Here is a 16,155-nt window from a genome sequence, read left to right as displayed (position 1 = left end):
CTCTCCTTTGCATCTGTGCATAATGGTATACACACTATTCTACCACATTTCGTCCGCGGACAAAAGGGAACCGTGTGCTCTGTTGGGCGCAAAACGTGTGGCGTCAGTCCGTCACGGACGTGTCGCCCAGCTGCACGGTAATGACCGTGCCGGCCTCCACCTCCGTACCCTCGTCGATGGACTGGCTCAGCACCCGGACGGAGCTGGACTCGCTGCCTGTGGTGCCGGAGAACCGTATCAGCAGCCCTGCCGCCGTGGCGGTGGTGTTGGCCTCTGAGGGCGTCTTGCCGATGAGATGCGGCACCACGCACTTGCCCGTGGACTTCTCCTCGCCGGCGTACAGGATAACGCTGGACTTGCCGGGGATGATGGCACCGCCGGCCGGCGTCTGGTCAGTGATGGTCTCGCCGTCGCCCACGATCTTATAGCTCAGCGCGCGGTCCTTCAGCTTCGCCTTGGCCTCCTCCACGCTCATGCCGATGACGTTGGGCACCGTGGTGTCCATGCCCAGCAGCTCCTCTGCGGAGTAGCTGGGCTCCACGCCCAGATAGGGCAGGATCTCCGCCATGACGGTGCTGGCGGTGGGTGCCACCATGTTGCCGCCGGAGACATAGGTCCCCGTGGCGCGGCTGGGGGTGTCCATGGTGATGAGCATAATGACCTGCGGGTCGTCCGCCGGCGCGAAGCACAGGAACGACACCACCACGTCGCCGGTCTGGCCCTTATCGGCCGTGCCGGTCTTGCCGCCGATGCGGTAGCCCGCCACCTGGCCGTTCTTGCCGGTGCCGCTGGCCACCACGTATTCCAGGCACTCCCGCACCGTGGCGGAGGTCTGCTCGCTGATGACCTGCCGCACCGGCGTGTCGTCGTGGCGATAGGTCACGTTCCCGTTACTATCGGTGATGCGCTCCACCAGATACGGCGTGTGCAGATACCCACCGTTGACGCAGGCCGCCTGCGCCGCGATCAGCGCCAGCGGCGTCACGGTAAAGTTCTGGCCGAAGGCGTAGCAGGCCAGATCCAGCTGGGTGAAGCTGCTGTCCGCGGCGAACACGCCCACGGCCTCGCCGCCCAGGTCGATGCCCGTGGTGTTCATCAGTCCGAAGGAGCGCATGTATTCATAGAACTTCTCGTTGCCGATGCGCAGCCCGTAGTTGATGAACGCCGGGTTGCAGGAATTCCCCACCGACTGCACCAGCGTCTGTAAGCCGTGGCCGTTCTTGTTGGAGCAGTGGATGGTGTAGCCGGCGATGTTGACGCTGCCGCCGCAGTTGACGGTGGTGGTCTTATCCACCACGCCCTCCTCCAGCGCCGCCGACAGCGTCAGGATCTTAAACGTGGAGCCCGGCTCATAGGTATCGTTCAGCGCCTTGTTGCGCCATTGCAGCAGCTGCATATCGGCCACGGTGCTCTCCCCGCGCTCGATACGCTCCTGCAGCGTCTGGTCGCTGACGGTCAGAAAGTCGTTCAGATCGTAGTTGGGATACGACGCCATGGCCAGTATGCCGCCGGTCCTGGCGTCCATCACGATGCCGCTGGCGCCGTTGGCGGCGGAGAACTTATCCACCATGCTCTCGATACCCTTTTCCAGATAGTACTGGATGGTGGTGTCCAGCGTCAGCGTCAGGTCGCTGCCGTTCTTGGCGGCGAAATACTGCTCATAGGTATACAGCATATCGTTCTCCGCCTGATCCTTGGAGGAGATGACCAGTCCGCTCTGCCCCTCCAGCTCCTTCTCGTAATAGGCCTCCAGCCCATACAGCCCCGTGTTCTCGTCGCCCACGAAGCCGATGACCTGCGCCGCCAGCGAGCCGTAGGGATAGTACCGCTTCGTGTCCGCCACCAGGTGTACGCCCGCGATCTTGTTCTCGTCCACATACGAGCGCACCTTGGCCGCCGTGTCCTCGTCCGCCCGCAGCTGTATGACCTCATACTGGGACTTCACGTTGTCCATCCGTTTCCGGATGGCCGAGGCGTCCTTGCCCAGGATCTCCGCCAGCCCTGCCGCCAGCGACTCCTTCGTCCAGCTGACGGGATCTTCCGTGTCGTTCACCGCGTTGTCGATCTCCAGCGGGGAGAGAATGATGGTCTCCGCGCTGGAGGAGATCGCCAGAATGTTGCCGCCGGCGTCATAGATGGTGCCCCGGTTAGCCGTCACCACCGTCCGCCGTGTCTGCTGGTTCACAGCCTTGCCCTGCAATTCCTCATGCCGGGTGATCTGCAGGTCGAACAGCCGGAAAAACAGCAGCACGAACATCACGACGCCCATCAGGATCATCAGTACAAAGGATCGGGTCTGAATGATCCGGTTGGCCCGCCGTACGTTCTCGTTTTTTCGGTTGGAATTTTGGTTTTCTGCCACGATAGTGCCTCCTGTTTTGCCGTCGGACCCTGCTCCGGCGCCGCCGCGCCCTGCTGTTATAGACCAAGCAAGGAGCAAGAAGTCGCCTTCTTACTCCTCGCGCTTATACTATACTTTCCCTCAGCGGAAATATTCCAGTACATACGCCCACAGCGACTCTGCCTTTTCGGTAAAGCCGTTCAGCGCCGCCGCGCCGCCCGCGGCGTATACCTCCACGCTGTCCGCACCCGACAGGTCGATGTACTGTATCTGGCCGCTGCTGGGCTTGGACATACCCGCCGCCTCCGCCGCCGCCTTCACGGTGGCCAGATCGAAGGTGCGCTCATACGCCGTCAGCAGCGCCACGTGCTCCTCCTCCAGGGCGGAGATCTCCCGCTTGATGGAGGACACATTATCGGAAATGCCGGTCAGCTTCACATAGCACAGCATCAGCGCGATGACCATGCCCACCACCAGCACCGTTCCCAGCAGCAGAACAGGGGAGGGCCGCACCGCGGCCCGTACCGCGGTCTGCCGCCGCTGTACCGGCTGTACCTCCGGCTGCGCCGGCCGTACCTTCTTCTGGGGGAGCTTTCCGGCCTCGTCCAGCTGCTTTTCCCGCGCCAGCGCGTCCAGATCATATGCCAGGCTGCCGTAGGTGGCGCCGTGACGATAGTTGGCCATGTAAAACTCCCTCCTTCCTCCGTCGGTTCTTTTCCGCCGATACTTTGTTGCAGCCGCTTGCCATACACAAAGTATGGCTGCACGTCTGTGCCGCGTCTCGGCGAAAAATAACTCGCCGGATGTGGTTCTTTTCCGCCGATACTTTGCTGCAGCCGCTTGCCATACACAAAGTATGGCTGCACGTCTGCGCCGCGTCTCGGCGAAAAATAACTCGCCGGATGTGGCTCTTTTCCGCCGATGCTTTGCTTTGCTGTTATACCTTCTCCGCCACCCGCAGCTTGGCGCTGCGTGCGCGGGGGTTGTGTGCCAATTCCTCTTCGCCGGATACGATGGGCTTCCGGCTCACCAGCTTCAGCTTCGGCTTCCTACCGCATACGCACACCGGGAACTCCGGCGGGCAGATGCAGCCGGTGGCCAGCTCCTGCAAGGTCTTCTTGATGATCCGGTCCTCCAGCGAGTGGAAGGAGATCACCGCCAGCCGCCCGCCTGTGTTCAGATGCGCCGCGGCCGCCTCCAGCATGGGCGGCAGGGCGTCCAGTTCGCCGTTGACGGCGATGCGTATGGCCTGAAAGCTCCGCTTGGCCGGGTGCTGCTTCTCCCGCAGCGCCTGTGGCGGCATAGCGGACTTGATGATGTCCACCAACTCCAGCGTCGTCTCGATAGGCTGCTGCTCCCGGTGCTGTACGATCCGCTTGGCGATGGCCGGCGCGTAGCGCTCCTCGCCGTACTCAAACAGGATGCGCCGCAGCTCCTCATAACTCCAGCTGTTCACCACCTCCCGGGCGGTGAGATACGCCGTCCGGTCCATCCGCATATCCAGCGGCGCGTCGTGCATATAGCTGAAGCCCCGTTCCGCGTCGTCCAGCTGCGGAGAGGAGACGCCCAGGTCGAACAGCATACCGTCCGCCCCGTCTATGTGCAAGTCGGCGAGGATATCGCCGATGCGGTCAAAATTGCTGTGGACCAGCGTCACCCGGTCCCCGTAGTCCGCCAGACGCTCCTGCGCGGCGGCAATGGCCGTCTCATCCCGGTCGATGCCGATGAGCCGTCCGGTGGTCAGCCGTTTTACGATCTCCAGCGAGTGACCCGCCCGGCCCAGCGTGCCGTCCACATAGATGCCGTCGGGCTTGATGGCCAGCGCGTCCAGGCACTCGTGCAGCAGCACCGGCACATGGCCGTAGTCCTTCTCCTGCGTCACGGTGCTCACAGACCCATCTCCGCCATGGCGCTCTCCAGCTCGCCGGAGGCGAAGGCATCGTTCTCCACGGCGGCCCAGCGCTCAGCGTCCCAGATCTCCGCCCGGTCAAAGCTGCCGATGACCACGACCTCCCTGGTCAGCCCCGCATACTCCCGCAGCTTGGCGGGGATGAGGATGCGTCCCTGGCCGTCCGGCTCGCAGTCCGCCGCGTAGGCGAACAGCGCCCGCAGCTTTTTTACCTCGTTGTAGGACAGCGCCTTCAGCTTGTCCATAAACGCCGCCCAGCTCTCGTCGGAGTACACCGACAGGCAGTGGTCCTGTCCCACGGTGATGTGGAACGTCTGGCCCAGCTCCTTCCGCAGCGCGGCGGGAATAAAGAGGCGCCCCTTGGCGTCGATCGTGTGTGCATACTGACCGGTCATGGGTCCGCCTCCTTCCGAAAAAAATAGTCCCCGGTGGAAAACCGTGGGAACATCCCCCACAAATATGGATATTGCCCCCACAATTCACCACTAACGAGGTTAGTATACATAATCCCCAGCGGAATTGCAAGGAAAAATTATGTCTACCGCCACGGCAAAAGCCAGATATTCCGCCGGTTTTCGGCCCAATTTTCCCACTTTTTGAAACGCTTGTTCGATGAACATAAGCGGAAAACTCCGGCGAGCACAAGATTTTGTGCCCGCCGGAGCCTGTTAACACAAGATGAGGATTTCTTGTGGAAATCGCAGAAAAATTTACGTGGATTTTATAGATTTTCCACAAAGTCTATAACTGCCGCCGGATACCGCGGCGGCAGCGGCGTTTTCCACCGGTCGGGATCGGCCTCGCTTTCCGTCCGAAAAGGCGGACCGCCGCAGGCTCTGCCTGCGGCGGTCAACGTAAATACTGTGTGGGGGAGGGGAGCGCTCAGCGCTGGCCCTCGCTCTTTTCAGCGGCGGACTCGTTCAGCTGCTGGCGCTGGGCCTGCATCTGCTCCTTGCTGGCGGCCCGGAACCGCGCCCGGGACTCCTGTACCTCGGTCAGCGCGGCCTGGATGGCCTCCTCGGTGCGGCGCAGCGCGTCCTCGGTGTAGGTGTTGGCCACGTGATACAGCTCCTTGCTGCGGTCCTCGGCCCGGCGGATGATCTCGCTGCTCTTCTGGCGTGCCAGCTGCAGTGTCTCGCTCTCGGACACGATGGTGCGGGCATCCAGCTCCGCCTGACGCAGTACCTCCTGCGCCTCCTTCTTGGCCCCGGCCACATATTCGCTGCGGGCGGCGATCAGCTCCTGGGCCTTTTTCAGCTCCAGGGGCAGCTTGGCCCGGATCTCATCCAGCAGATCCAGCGCCTCGTCCCGGACGATGATACATTTGTCAGAGCTGAAGGCCACGCTTTTTGCCTCGTCGATCATGCCGTAGAGCATATCCAACAGGCGCTGTACATCTTTCTCTTCCATAGTGCGGTCCGTTCCTTTCTTTTTGTCGGCGCCGGGAGGCTCAACCCCGCTGCCGCATCAATTCCTCGGCGACCGGCGCCGGTACATACTTTTCCAATGGCTGGTGGTAGCGGATCATCTCCCGCACCATGGTGGAGCTGAAGTGCTCATACGCCGCGCTGGCGGGCAGCAGCACCGTCTCCAGCCCGGGACAGATACCGCCGTTGATGCGCGCCATCTGGGCCTCCAGCTCCCAGTCGGCGCAGTTCCGCACGCCCTTCACCAGAATGTGCGCGTCCTTGCTGCGGACGAAGTCCGCCAGCAGCCCGGACCAGTTCTCCACCTCCACGTTGGGGATGCCCGCCACGGACTGGCGGATCAGCTCCAGCCGGCGCTCCGGCGTGAACATAGGCTGCTGCTTCTGGCAGTTCACCATCACGCACACGCACACCTTGTCGAAGCACCGCGCCGCCCGGCGGATGATATCCAGGTGTCCCAGCGTGATGGGGTCAAAGCTGCCGGGGTAAATGGCGATATTCATTCCGTATCCTCATTTCCGCCGCGATGATACACCGTCAGCTTGATCTTGCCGTATCTGTACTCCCGATACAGGGCATAGGGCGCGGGCATCTCCGGCAGCACCGTGTCCACCGCGCTCTCTGCTATGATTATACCATGTGCACGGCAAATGTCAAACGCTGCGATATCCGTCAGCGCCTGCTGTAAAAGCCCGCTGGCGTAGGGCGGGTCGAGGAACACGATGTCGAACGTCTCCCCGCTGCGAAGATACGGCAGCGCGTCCCCCTGCCGCACTCTGGCTCTGTCCGCCAGGCGGCACAGCGCCAGATTTTCCTGTATCAGCTTCACCGCGTCCGCCCGCCGGTCGATAAACACGCACTCCGCCGCGCCCCGGCTCAGGGCCTCGATGCCCAGCTGTCCGGTGCCGGCAAACAGGTCCAGTACCCGCCGTCCCTCAATGTCGAATTGTATGATGGAGAACAGGCTCTCCTTCACCTTGCCGGTGGTGGGCCGTGTCTCCAGCCCCTCCAGCTCCTTCAATACCCTGCCTCTGGCAGTCCCCGTGATCACGCGCATAGTCCGTTACCCCCTGGGGTCAAAATGTTCAAAGATGACCAGGTTCCCGGCCGCCTCGGCCTTTTCCATAGTCTCCCTGTCCCGCACGGTCCAGCTGGCCTCCTGCACCTTGTAGAAGCCCCGGCACAGCCGCAGGGACAGATTGCCCCGGTCCTCAAACCGATAGGCGATGAAGTCCGGCCGCGTCCGCACGTTCAGCAGCAGGTTCGCCAGGATCCACCGGATACCGCCGGGCAGATGCTGCGCGTCCCCGTGGGCGGAGAAATCCTCGCTCAGCTGTCCCCGCAGGATATCCGGCTCGTTCTGCCACAGCCACATCAGGCACCGGGGGTCGAAGGACTCCACGCAGTACGCGCCCTTGTACTTCTTCAGCACCTTGCTGGCCGCCGCGGCCAGCGCCTCGGCGTTGCCGCGCTCCGCCTTCAGCTCCACGATCAGCGGCGCCCGGTCCGTGAACAGCGGCAGCACCTCCTCCAGCAGGGGGATCCTCTGCTCCGTTCCCTCCAGCGGGTACTGCTCCAGCGCCTCCGCGGTCAGGTCCTCGATCTCCACGTCCGCACCCGCTGTCCGCAGCAGGGAGGCATCGTGGATCACGGCCAGCTTGCCGTCCTTCATCAGGTGCACGTCCAGCTCCGCGCCGAAGCCGTTGGCCGCCGCCCGCTTGAACGCCGCCATGGAGTTCTCCGGAATACCCTTCTCCCTGTCATGCAGGCCCCGGTGGGCATACCGCCACTGCCGGAAATACGCCTGATCCATCTTGCCCCGCCGGCACCGCAGGCACAGCAGATACAGCCAGAACAGCACCAGCAGTACAATAATGATAATTATGATCGCTTTCATCAGTCGTTTGTCAGCTCCTCCACCGTATTGTCAATAGCCCCGGCGTCCTCTGTGCCCGCCGCGGCAGTCTGCTTCGGTACCTCCCTGCTGTCGCCGTGCTTCACGAACAGCATGGTCACAAAGGCCAGCGCCGTGAACACCGCCGCGTAGGGGAACAGCACGTGCATTCCGAATTTGTCCATCAGCAGTCCCGACACCATGGGCGTAGCCACCTGTGCCGCCATGGACGCCGTGTAGTAAAAGCCTGTGTACTTGCCCACATCGCCGCCGGAGGCCAGCTCCACCACCATGGGGAAGGAGTTGACGTTGATGGTGGCCCAGGCGATGCCCGCCAGGGCGAACATGGCGTTCATCAGTGCCGCGGGACTGTCCGCTGTCAGGAACCCGGCCACGCCGAAGGCTACGGTCAGCATCACCACGCCGGCCAGAATGGTCTTCTTCCGCCCGATCCTCCCGGCGATGAAGCCCACCGGCAGATAGGCCGCGATGGCCGCCGCCTGGGCGATGATCAGCGTCAGGTTGTAGTCCTTGTGCAGGATGTTGCTGGCGTATACCGAGTATTTGCTGGTCACGGCGTTGTAGCCGAAGAACCACAGCACGATGCTCAGCAATATCAGCAGCAGGCTCTTCACCTCGTCAGCGGACAGCTTCCGCCCCCCGTTGGGGTGCGCCGCCTCCTCTGCGTTCTCAACGCCCGCGGCCACGGACTGCGCCTGCATCTCCTTTGCCCACTCCGGCTCCCGCACCGTCAGCATGAACACCACCAGCGCCGCGAGCATCAGCGCCGCGATGACGCCGAAGTACCCGGTGTAGCTCATCATGCTGTTGCTCACCGATGCCGTGGCGAACACCATGCCCAGCGCCAGCACGATAATGCCGCCGGCGCTGCCCATCAGGTTGATGATGGCGTTGGCCTTGGACCGCAGGGGCTTGGGCGTCACGTCCGGCATCAGCGCCACCGCCGGCGACCGGAACGTGGCCATGCTCAGCAGAATGATGAGCAGCAGCCCCACGAACACCACCAGCGCGCCGGGATTGGCCGCCGCCGCGTCCCGGGCGCAGGCCTGCCGCGCCGGCACCACGTAGTTGGTGTACGCCGGGTCGGTGACGGTCTTGCCCTCCGGGGTGACGGTCTGGCTGCGGATGGCGGTGAACTCCGCCTCCGTGAATTTATGCCCCAGAATAAAGCTCTCGCCGCTGGGGGACAGCAGCGTGGCGTCCTTCTGCTCGTTATAGATCACCGTCAGTGCCGCCGGGTCGTCAATGGCGGACACCTTGTCCAGCCGCTTCAGCTGCGCGTTGTCCGCGAAGGACAGCGCGATCAGCGCCACCGCCGCGATCAGCGTGCCCACCACGATGAACGGCGTCCGCCGCCCTCTCGGGTGGGTGCACTTGTCAGAGATGTGCCCGAACAGCGGCAGCAGGAACAGCGCCAGTACGTTGTCCATCGCCATGATGACGCCGGACCAGGTCTGGCTCATGCCGAATTTGTTGGTCAGGATCAGCGGCACTGTGTTGTCATAGGCCTGCCAGAAGGCGCAGATCAGGAAAAAAGCAAAGCCGACCAGAATGGTGCGCTTGTAATTCAGCTTCATGGTGTCTCCTCCCACGCGCGGAATACCGCGTTGATATCGTCGTACACCCATGTGGGGCGTATGCCGTCTCTTTCAATGTCGTCCCGTGTCCCCTCGCCGGACAGCACGAAAACGCTGTCGATCCCGGCGTTCACCGCGCAGGCGATGTCCGTGTACAGCCGGTCGCCGAGCAGTACCGCCGCCTCCGGCGGGTACCCGGTCTGCTCCAGCGCCAGCTGCACCATGGCGGGCCGGGGCTTGCCGATGAACTCCGGCTCCCGTCCGGTGGCCCGGTGCAGCATCTCGCATACGCTGCCGCAGTCCGGCACGGCGCCGTACCAGGTGGGGCACACCCAGTCCGGGTTCGTGGCCAGCCAGGTGACACCCCGGTTCAAAAGGATGCAGGCGTCCTCCAGCTTCTGAAACGTCAGCTCCCGGTCAAAGCCGCTGAGCAGGATCTCCGCGCCGTCCTCCCGGTCACAGGTGACGGGTATCCCCGCCGCTGCCAGCTGATCGTAAAAGGACCGGGTCCCCTGCACGTAGCACCGGCGTCCCGGATACCGCCTTCGCAGCAGGTCGACGGCCGCGTCCACCGAGGTCAGGTAGTCCTCCCGCCCGGTGGCGATGCCCATGCCGTTCAGCTTTTCTATATAGCCCTCCACACCTTTGGAGGAGTTGTTGGTCAAAAACAGATACCGTCCGCCCTTCTCCCGTATGCGGGAGAGAAAGGCCGTTACCCCGTCGAACAGCCGGTCGTCCAGATAGATGGTCCCGTCCATGTCCAGCAGAAACAGCCGCTTATCCTGTAAACGTCCCAAGGAGCGCCCTCCTTTTCAGATACATACCGTAAAAGACAGAATACCACACGTTTGCCGCGATGGCAACAAAAACCCCGTCACACCACCTGAAAAATAAAGAATTTCAGATAGTTCGTCTCCTCCACGCCCCACAGGATGGGGTGGTCGGCGCACTGCTGCCGCGCTTCGATCTGCCGCAGCTGCACCCCCGCGTCCCGGGCGGCGTCCTGCAGCATCTTGATGAACAGCGCCTCCGACGCGAAGTGGCTGCACGAGCACGTGGCCAGATACCCGCCCCGGGGCAGCAGCTTCATGGCCCGGTAGTTGATCTCCTTGTACCCGGTCATGGCGTTGGGTATGGTCCTGCGGCTCTTGGTGAAGGCCGGCGGGTCCAGTATGATGAAGTCGTATTTCCGCGGCTGCTCCGCCAGCTGCGGCAGCAGGTCGAACACGTTGGCGCACACGCAGTCCATCACGCCGTCCAGCCCGTTTTTCCGCGCGTTCTCCGCCGCGCAGTCCACGGCGAACTGCGACACGTCCACGGCGGTCACGTGCTTCGCCCCGCCCTTTGCGGCGTTCAGGGCGAAGGAGCCGGTGTGGGTGAAGCAGTCCAGCACCGTCCTGCCCTTTGCCAGCTTCGCCACCGCCAGCCGGTTGTACTTCTGGTCCAGAAAGAAGCCGGTCTTCTGCCCGTTCTCAAAGTCCACCGTGTACCGTATGCCGTTCTCCGTGATGTCCTCGGCGGTGCTCTCCGGCGCGGCCTCGCCGGGCAGCGTCATCCGGCCCTTGCCCTGCGCCATGCCCTCCAGCGTCCGAAGGGCCGCGTCGTTGCGTTCGTACACGCCCCGGATGACCTGCCCGTCCTCCCGCAGGATGCGTACCAGCAGCGGCAGCACCCGTTCCTTGATGCGTTCCATACCCAGGCTCAGCACCTGGGCCACCAGCACGCGCTCGAACCGGTCCACCGTCAGTCCCGGAAAGCCGTCCGCCTCCCCGAAGATGATGCGGCAGCACCGGCTGTCCGCCTCGCCCATCACCGTTTTGCGGTAGTCCCAGGCGTAGCGCAGCCGCCGTTCCCAGAAGGCGTCGCCCGCCGGGTCGTCGTTGGCGTTCCGCGTCACCAGCCGCACCCGTATTTTGGACGCGCTGTTATAGAACCCACAGCCCAGCCAGCTGCCCTTTTTCGACACCACGTCCACCAGGCTGCCGTCCTCCGGCGTGCCGCTGACCGACACCACCTCACCCTCATAGACCCACGGGTGCCCGTCCACGATGGCGCGCTCCCCCTTGGGGGTGATGGTGACGATGGGATACGGTCTGGCAGCTTTCATGGCGGTTACTCCTTTTGTACAGGAAAATTTCTCCTAAGTATAGCACAAAGACAAGCATATTTCCATACGATGTATAAATAAAGTATCGCTGAAGTACAGACAAAGTATAGTAAAACGCACAGAACAAGTATAGGAGGAACTGCTATGCCGCGTATCTTTTTAAGTCCATCTACCCAGGAATATAACCCATATATCACCGGAAACGGCTCAGAAGAGTACTTTATGAACCAAATTGCCGACGCCATGGAGCCCTATCTTTTGGCCAACACCATCCGTTTTACCCGCAACACCCCCGACATGACCGCCGCCAGCTCCATCCGCCTGGCAAATTCTGGAAGTTACGATTTTTATTTGGCGCTTCACTCCAACGGCAGCACCGATGGTACCAAGGAGGGCGCCGTCCGCGGTGTCATCGCTTTTTATTATCCCACCAGTGCTAATGGCCGCCGCGCGGCGGACATTTTTGTAAAAAACTTAAAAGACATCTATCCGTTGCCGGACAAGGTCTATGCCCGTGCCACCACCACGCTGGGCGAGGTCCGCCAGCCCTATATGCCCTCCGTACTGCTGGAGCTGGGCTACCACGACAACACCGCTGATGCCCGTTGGATCGAGGGCAATATCCAGGCCATTGCCGCCAATTTGGTGCTGTCGCTGACAGAGTACTTCGGCCTGCCTTTCGTCACACCCATAACACCCTGGCAGGGCACGGTGCAGACGCCGGGCGGAGGTCCGCTGAACCTTCGTGCGGCCCCTGGCACCCGGGCCGAGGTGGTCACACTTCTGCCGAATGGCGCAAAGCTCACCGTCTACGGTCGCTATCAGGAGTGGTACACGGTGGGTTACCAAGGCCGTCTGGGTTACGCTTACGCCGATTTCATTCAGTGACCCAACAGATACGGTGCCTTGCCTGAAAAACGACAAAAGAAAAGTTTACTTTGCCCTTGACAGTTGACCATAATATGTTTAATATAGTAAAGGATCATTATCGGGGCATAGGAGCCTTTCCGCCCCGGTTGTCATCCGGCACCATATTTTGTGCCGACGCAAAAACCCAATAACAACATAGGAGGAATGTACCATGACCACAACTGGCTGGATCGTGGCCATCCTCTCGTTCGCTGTCGCCCTCGTTCTGGGCTTTGTGGCCTGCACGCTTATCCGCCGCCGCAAGGAAAAGAACGACCAGCGCAAGATCGAAGACGCCGAGCAGGAAGCTCTGCGTATCGTCAATGAGGCCATCAAGAGCTCTGAAAACAAAAAGAGAGAAGCACTCCTTGAAGCAAAAGAAGAGATTTTGAAGAACCGCAGCGAGTACGAGAAGGAAGTCAAGGAACGCCGTGCCGAACAGCAGAAGCAGGAGCGCCGTCTGCAGCAGAAGGAAGAGAACCTCGATCACAAGACCGAGATGATCGAGAAGAAAGAGGAGGCCCTGGCCCAGAAGCACGCTGCTCTGGACAAGGAGCAGGAGGAGATCAAGCTCATCAAGCGCAGCCAGACCGAGATGCTGGAGCGCATTTCCGGCTTCACTGCCGAGCAGGCTAAGGATTACCTGATCGCCCAGGTGGAGTCCGAGGTCACCCACGAAACGGCGCTGAAGATCAAGGAGATCGAAGCCCGCGCCAAGGACGAGGCCGACCAGCGTGCCCGCGAGATCGTGGCCACCGCCATCCAGCGCTGCGCCGCCGACCACGTGGCCGAGATCACCGTCAGCGTGGTGCCCCTGCCCAACGACGAGATGAAGGGCCGCATCATTGGCCGCGAGGGCCGCAACATCCGCACGCTGGAGACGCTTACCGGCGCGGATCTGATCATCGATGACACGCCGGAGGCCATCACCGTCTCCTGCTTCGAGCCGGTCCGCCGCGAGATCGCGCGGCTGGCCCTGGAAAAGCTTATCGCCGACGGCCGCATCCACCCTACCCACATTGAAGAAATGGTGGAGAAGGCCCGCCGCGAGGTGGACGGCGTCATCCGCGCCGAGGGCGAGCGCGCCGTGCTGGAGACCGGCGTCCGCGGCCTGCATCCGGAGCTGCAGAAGCTGCTGGGCAAGCTGCACTACCGCACCAGCTACGGCCAGAACGTGCTGCAGCACTCCATCGAGGTCAGCCATATCGCCGGCATGATGGCCGCGGAGCTGGGCGCCGATGTGCAGGCAGCCAAGCGCGCCGGCCTGCTGCACGACATTGGCAAAGCCCTGGACCATGAATTCGAGGGTACCCATGTGGCGCTGGGTGTGGAATACGCCCGCAAGTACCGCGAGAAGGAAGACATCATCCATGCCATCCAGGCCCACCACGGCGACGTGGAGTGCCGCACGCTGGTGGCCTGCCTGGTGCAGGCGGCGGACGCCATTTCTGCGGCCCGTCCGGGTGCGCGGCGCGAGAACCTGGAAAATTATATTAAACGTTTGGAAAAGCTGGAGGAGATCACCAGCAGCTATCCCGGCGTTGAGAAGAGCTATGCCATCCAGGCCGGCCGTGAGGTCCGCGTCATGGTCAAGCCCGAGCAGGTCAGCGAGGATGAAATGGTCATCCTGGCCCGTGAGCTGGCCAAGCGCATCGAAAGCGAACTGGAATATCCCGGCCAGATCAAGGTCCACGTTCTGCGTGAGACGAAGGTCGTGGAGTACGCGAAATAAAAATTTAATGTTTGCAGGGGCCGCTTCGCATTGCGAAGCGGCCCCTCTTTTGCTATAATGTCTTCGAGTACACAGAAAAACCGACCGGACCCCCGATGGAGGACATACTATGAAGCGTTTTCTGCTGTTATTTCTGCTGCTGGCCCTGCTGCTGAGCCTGACCGGCTGCTTTACCATCACCGGAGACACGACCAACACCTCACCGGAGGGGAAGCAGGAGGCGCCGGAGGAGCAGCACCTGACCGCTGACGTTGACGAGACGCAGGTCTGGCAGCGCACTGCCGGCGCGCCCTGGACCGGCGGAGAACCCCAGACCGTCAGTGCCGACTTTGAGCGCATCAGTGGCGCGGCGGCCCAGGGCATGACCGTGGGGCAGGAACTTCTGCTGCTGGACTTTATGGACTGTTACTACCAGTCCGTTGCCGACCTGCGGGTCATTGACCCAGCCGTGCTGTTCGCCGACAGTGAGGAGACGCTCTACCACAAGAATATCTGGCACGGCCTGTGCGTCATCCGCAAGCTCTCGCCCATCGACCTGACCATGACCTCGTACAGCTATTCCCTCCGATGCGTATCCATTATGCCCTCCGAGGAGACCGAGGGCGACGTGGACCTGGTGCTCCGGGAGAATAATGTGGTCTATTTCAAGGGCTTGAATGGCCTGCCCTCGGAGCAGTTCGGTATCAAGCACACCTTTACCCTCCGGGGGGAGGGAGACGACTGGTCCATCGTGAAGCACTGGTCTGATGACAATCCCTATTACAGTGCCGACTATGACCGCACCACCCATCAAGACAAGAATTTTCCCGCTATCACCGACTACATAGAGGCCCGCCGCGACCTGCCTCGCGAGGGACTGAGCGTGACAGCCGCTGCCGACCACCCCTATGACCGCCAGGCTGCCCGGGAGTATATGCTCTCCTGGGTGGGTAAGCGCAGCCCGTCCTTCATGGCCTATGACGATCTGGGCGGCAACTGCATGAACTTCGGCTCACAGGTGCTGCTGGCGGGCGGTATCCCCATGGACGACGCCGGCGGCTACGAGACCGGCTGGTATTGGTACAGCGGCGGACAGAGCACGCTGCCCTGGGTCAATGTGGGGTCCTTCCGGGACTATGTGGCGGTACCCCGTGAAAGCGGTCTGGTGGCTGTGGCGGACGCGCCCTATTTCAGCGGTGAGACCGGCGACATTATCACCATGGGCGTGGACGAGCCGGCCAATCACACCGTCGTTATTCTGGACACCATTACGGATGAAAGCGGTAATGTGGTGGACTATCTGCTCTGCTCCAACACGGCGGATCTGCGGAATTTCCCCGCATCCGCGTATTACTATACCAATCGCCAGCTGATCAGGATCATCGGCTGGAACGACTGAGCAAGGAGGCGTATTCCGTGGAATACAAGGTTTTGGCGCTGGGCGATGTGGCCAGCGAGACGGGCCTGCAGCTGCTGGAAAAGAAGCTGCGGGCATTCAAAAAGGAGCATGACGTGCGCTTCACCGTGGTCAATGGGGAGAACATCTCCGGCAGCGGCCTGACCAGACCGCAGGCGGAGGCCCTGTTTGCCGCCGGCGCGGATGTGATCACCTTGGGCAACCATACCTTCGGTAAACCCCAGATCGCCGCCTATCTGGACGAGGAGCGCTATATCCTCCGGCCCGCCAACTTTACCGGTCGCGCGCCGGGGCACGGCTGTCAGGTGGTAGACTGCGGCGCGTTCAGCGTGGCGGTATTGGTGCTCATCGGCCGCTGCGACCTGGACTTCAACGCGGAAAATCCCTTTACTACCGTCGATAAGCTGCTGAAGGCGCAGGCGGACAAGCCCACCTTTACACTGGTGGAGTTCCACGCTGGAGCCACCAGCGAAAAGCTGGCCATGGCCTACTATCTGGATGGCCGTGTCTCCGCCCTTTGGGGTACCCACACCCACGTGCCCACGGCGGACATGCAGGTATTCCCCAAGGGTACCGGCTATGTCACCGATCTTGGCATGACCGGCCCCATCCGTTCTGTCCTGGGTATCCGGCCGGAGCAGTCCGTGGAGTTTTTCCTGGGCGGTCTGCCGGGCCGCTATCAGGCGGCGGAGGGCCCCTGCTCCGCCCAGGGGTGCATTTTTACCCTGAACAGCGACACGGGAATGTGCGAAAAAGTGGACAGAATAGAGATGAAATAACTGGTAGGTACGAAAAGCGGACTGGAAAAATTTTTGAAAAAACTTGAAAACAGGAGTGAATTT

15 protein-coding genes are annotated in these 16,155 nt (G+C 61.9%); 4 read left to right on the top strand and 11 right to left on the bottom strand.

Going from position 1 to position 16,155, the window contains the following annotated elements; all coding sequences use genetic code 11:
* Positions 1–103 precede the first annotated feature (103 nt).
* The 11 genes from ACOMDU_RS09630 to ACOMDU_RS09580 form a co-directional block, all read right to left on the bottom strand.
* The gene (locus ACOMDU_RS09630) at positions 104–2,362 is read right to left on the bottom strand and encodes a penicillin-binding transpeptidase domain-containing protein (RefSeq protein WP_421130111.1); all 2,259 of its coding nucleotides are present in this window, start codon (positions 2,360–2,362) and stop codon (positions 104–106) included.
* A 120-nt stretch (positions 2,363–2,482) separates the two neighbouring features.
* Entirely contained in the window at positions 2,483–3,025 is a 543-nt protein-coding gene (locus ACOMDU_RS09625; protein WP_421130110.1) for a hypothetical protein, read from the bottom strand.
* Between the two features lie 253 nt (positions 3,026–3,278).
* On the bottom strand, positions 3,279–4,232 hold the full coding sequence (gene rsmH, locus ACOMDU_RS09620) for a 16S rRNA (cytosine(1402)-N(4))-methyltransferase RsmH (protein WP_421130109.1): 954 nt from the start codon (positions 4,230–4,232) through the stop codon (positions 3,279–3,281).
* Positions 4,229–4,645 carry a division/cell wall cluster transcriptional repressor MraZ gene (gene mraZ, locus ACOMDU_RS09615; RefSeq protein WP_022135344.1) on the bottom strand — a complete coding sequence of 139 codons (417 nt, stop codon included), beginning with the start codon at positions 4,643–4,645 and terminating at the stop codon, positions 4,229–4,231. The genes rsmH and mraZ overlap by 4 nt, the downstream gene beginning before the upstream one ends.
* Positions 4,646–5,132: 487 nt before the next feature.
* Positions 5,133–5,660 carry a hypothetical protein gene (locus ACOMDU_RS09610; protein ID WP_022135343.1) on the bottom strand — a complete coding sequence of 176 codons (528 nt, stop codon included), beginning with the start codon at positions 5,658–5,660 and terminating at the stop codon, positions 5,133–5,135.
* 40 nt (positions 5,661–5,700) lie between these two features.
* Positions 5,701–6,180, bottom strand: coding sequence for a pantetheine-phosphate adenylyltransferase (gene coaD, locus ACOMDU_RS09605; RefSeq protein ID WP_421130108.1), 480 nt, complete (start codon positions 6,178–6,180; stop codon positions 5,701–5,703).
* Complete coding sequence (rsmD, locus tag ACOMDU_RS09600) at positions 6,177–6,734, bottom strand: 16S rRNA (guanine(966)-N(2))-methyltransferase RsmD (protein ID WP_421130107.1); 558 nt, start codon at positions 6,732–6,734, stop codon at positions 6,177–6,179. Before rsmD ends, coaD begins: the two co-directional genes overlap by 4 nt.
* Before the next feature lie 6 nt (positions 6,735–6,740).
* Positions 6,741–7,574 carry a glycerophosphodiester phosphodiesterase family protein gene (locus ACOMDU_RS09595; RefSeq protein ID WP_421130106.1) on the bottom strand — a complete coding sequence of 278 codons (834 nt, stop codon included), beginning with the start codon at positions 7,572–7,574 and terminating at the stop codon, positions 6,741–6,743.
* The gene (locus ACOMDU_RS09590) at positions 7,574–9,169 is read right to left on the bottom strand and encodes an MFS transporter (RefSeq protein ID WP_421130105.1); all 1,596 of its coding nucleotides are present in this window, start codon (positions 9,167–9,169) and stop codon (positions 7,574–7,576) included. The genes ACOMDU_RS09595 and ACOMDU_RS09590 overlap by 1 nt, the downstream gene beginning before the upstream one ends.
* Positions 9,166–9,966 carry an HAD-IIA family hydrolase gene (locus ACOMDU_RS09585; RefSeq protein WP_421130104.1) on the bottom strand — a complete coding sequence of 267 codons (801 nt, stop codon included), beginning with the start codon at positions 9,964–9,966 and terminating at the stop codon, positions 9,166–9,168. Before ACOMDU_RS09585 ends, ACOMDU_RS09590 begins: the two co-directional genes overlap by 4 nt.
* A gap of 77 nt (positions 9,967–10,043) precedes the next feature.
* On the bottom strand, positions 10,044–11,276 hold the full coding sequence (locus ACOMDU_RS09580) for a class I SAM-dependent rRNA methyltransferase (RefSeq protein ID WP_421130103.1): 1,233 nt from the start codon (positions 11,274–11,276) through the stop codon (positions 10,044–10,046).
* Positions 11,277–11,420: 144 nt separating this feature from the next.
* Here ACOMDU_RS09580 and ACOMDU_RS09575 point away from each other — a divergent pair, with 144 nt between their 5' ends.
* From ACOMDU_RS09575 to ACOMDU_RS09560, 4 genes are all read left to right on the top strand, one after another.
* Positions 11,421–12,164, top strand: a complete 744-nt coding sequence (locus ACOMDU_RS09575; RefSeq protein ID WP_421130102.1) for an N-acetylmuramoyl-L-alanine amidase — start codon at positions 11,421–11,423, stop codon at positions 12,162–12,164.
* Between the two features lie 193 nt (positions 12,165–12,357).
* A complete protein-coding gene (gene rny / locus ACOMDU_RS09570) occupies positions 12,358–13,917 on the top strand; it encodes a ribonuclease Y (RefSeq protein WP_421130101.1) in 1,560 nt (519 codons plus the stop codon).
* A gap of 109 nt (positions 13,918–14,026) precedes the next feature.
* Positions 14,027–15,295 carry an amidase domain-containing protein gene (locus ACOMDU_RS09565; RefSeq protein ID WP_421130100.1) on the top strand — a complete coding sequence of 423 codons (1,269 nt, stop codon included), beginning with the start codon at positions 14,027–14,029 and terminating at the stop codon, positions 15,293–15,295.
* A gap of 17 nt (positions 15,296–15,312) precedes the next feature.
* A complete protein-coding gene (locus ACOMDU_RS09560) occupies positions 15,313–16,092 on the top strand; it encodes a TIGR00282 family metallophosphoesterase (RefSeq protein ID WP_421130099.1) in 780 nt (259 codons plus the stop codon).
* The last annotated feature ends 63 nt before the right edge of the window (positions 16,093–16,155 follow it).

It is taken from the genome of Vescimonas sanitatis (assembly GCF_049060325.1).
GTDB lineage: Bacteria > Bacillota > Clostridia > Oscillospirales > Oscillospiraceae > Vescimonas > Vescimonas sanitatis.
The sequence above is the reverse complement of the archived record's forward strand: the minus strand, read 5'-3'. Positions and strand labels throughout refer to the sequence as shown.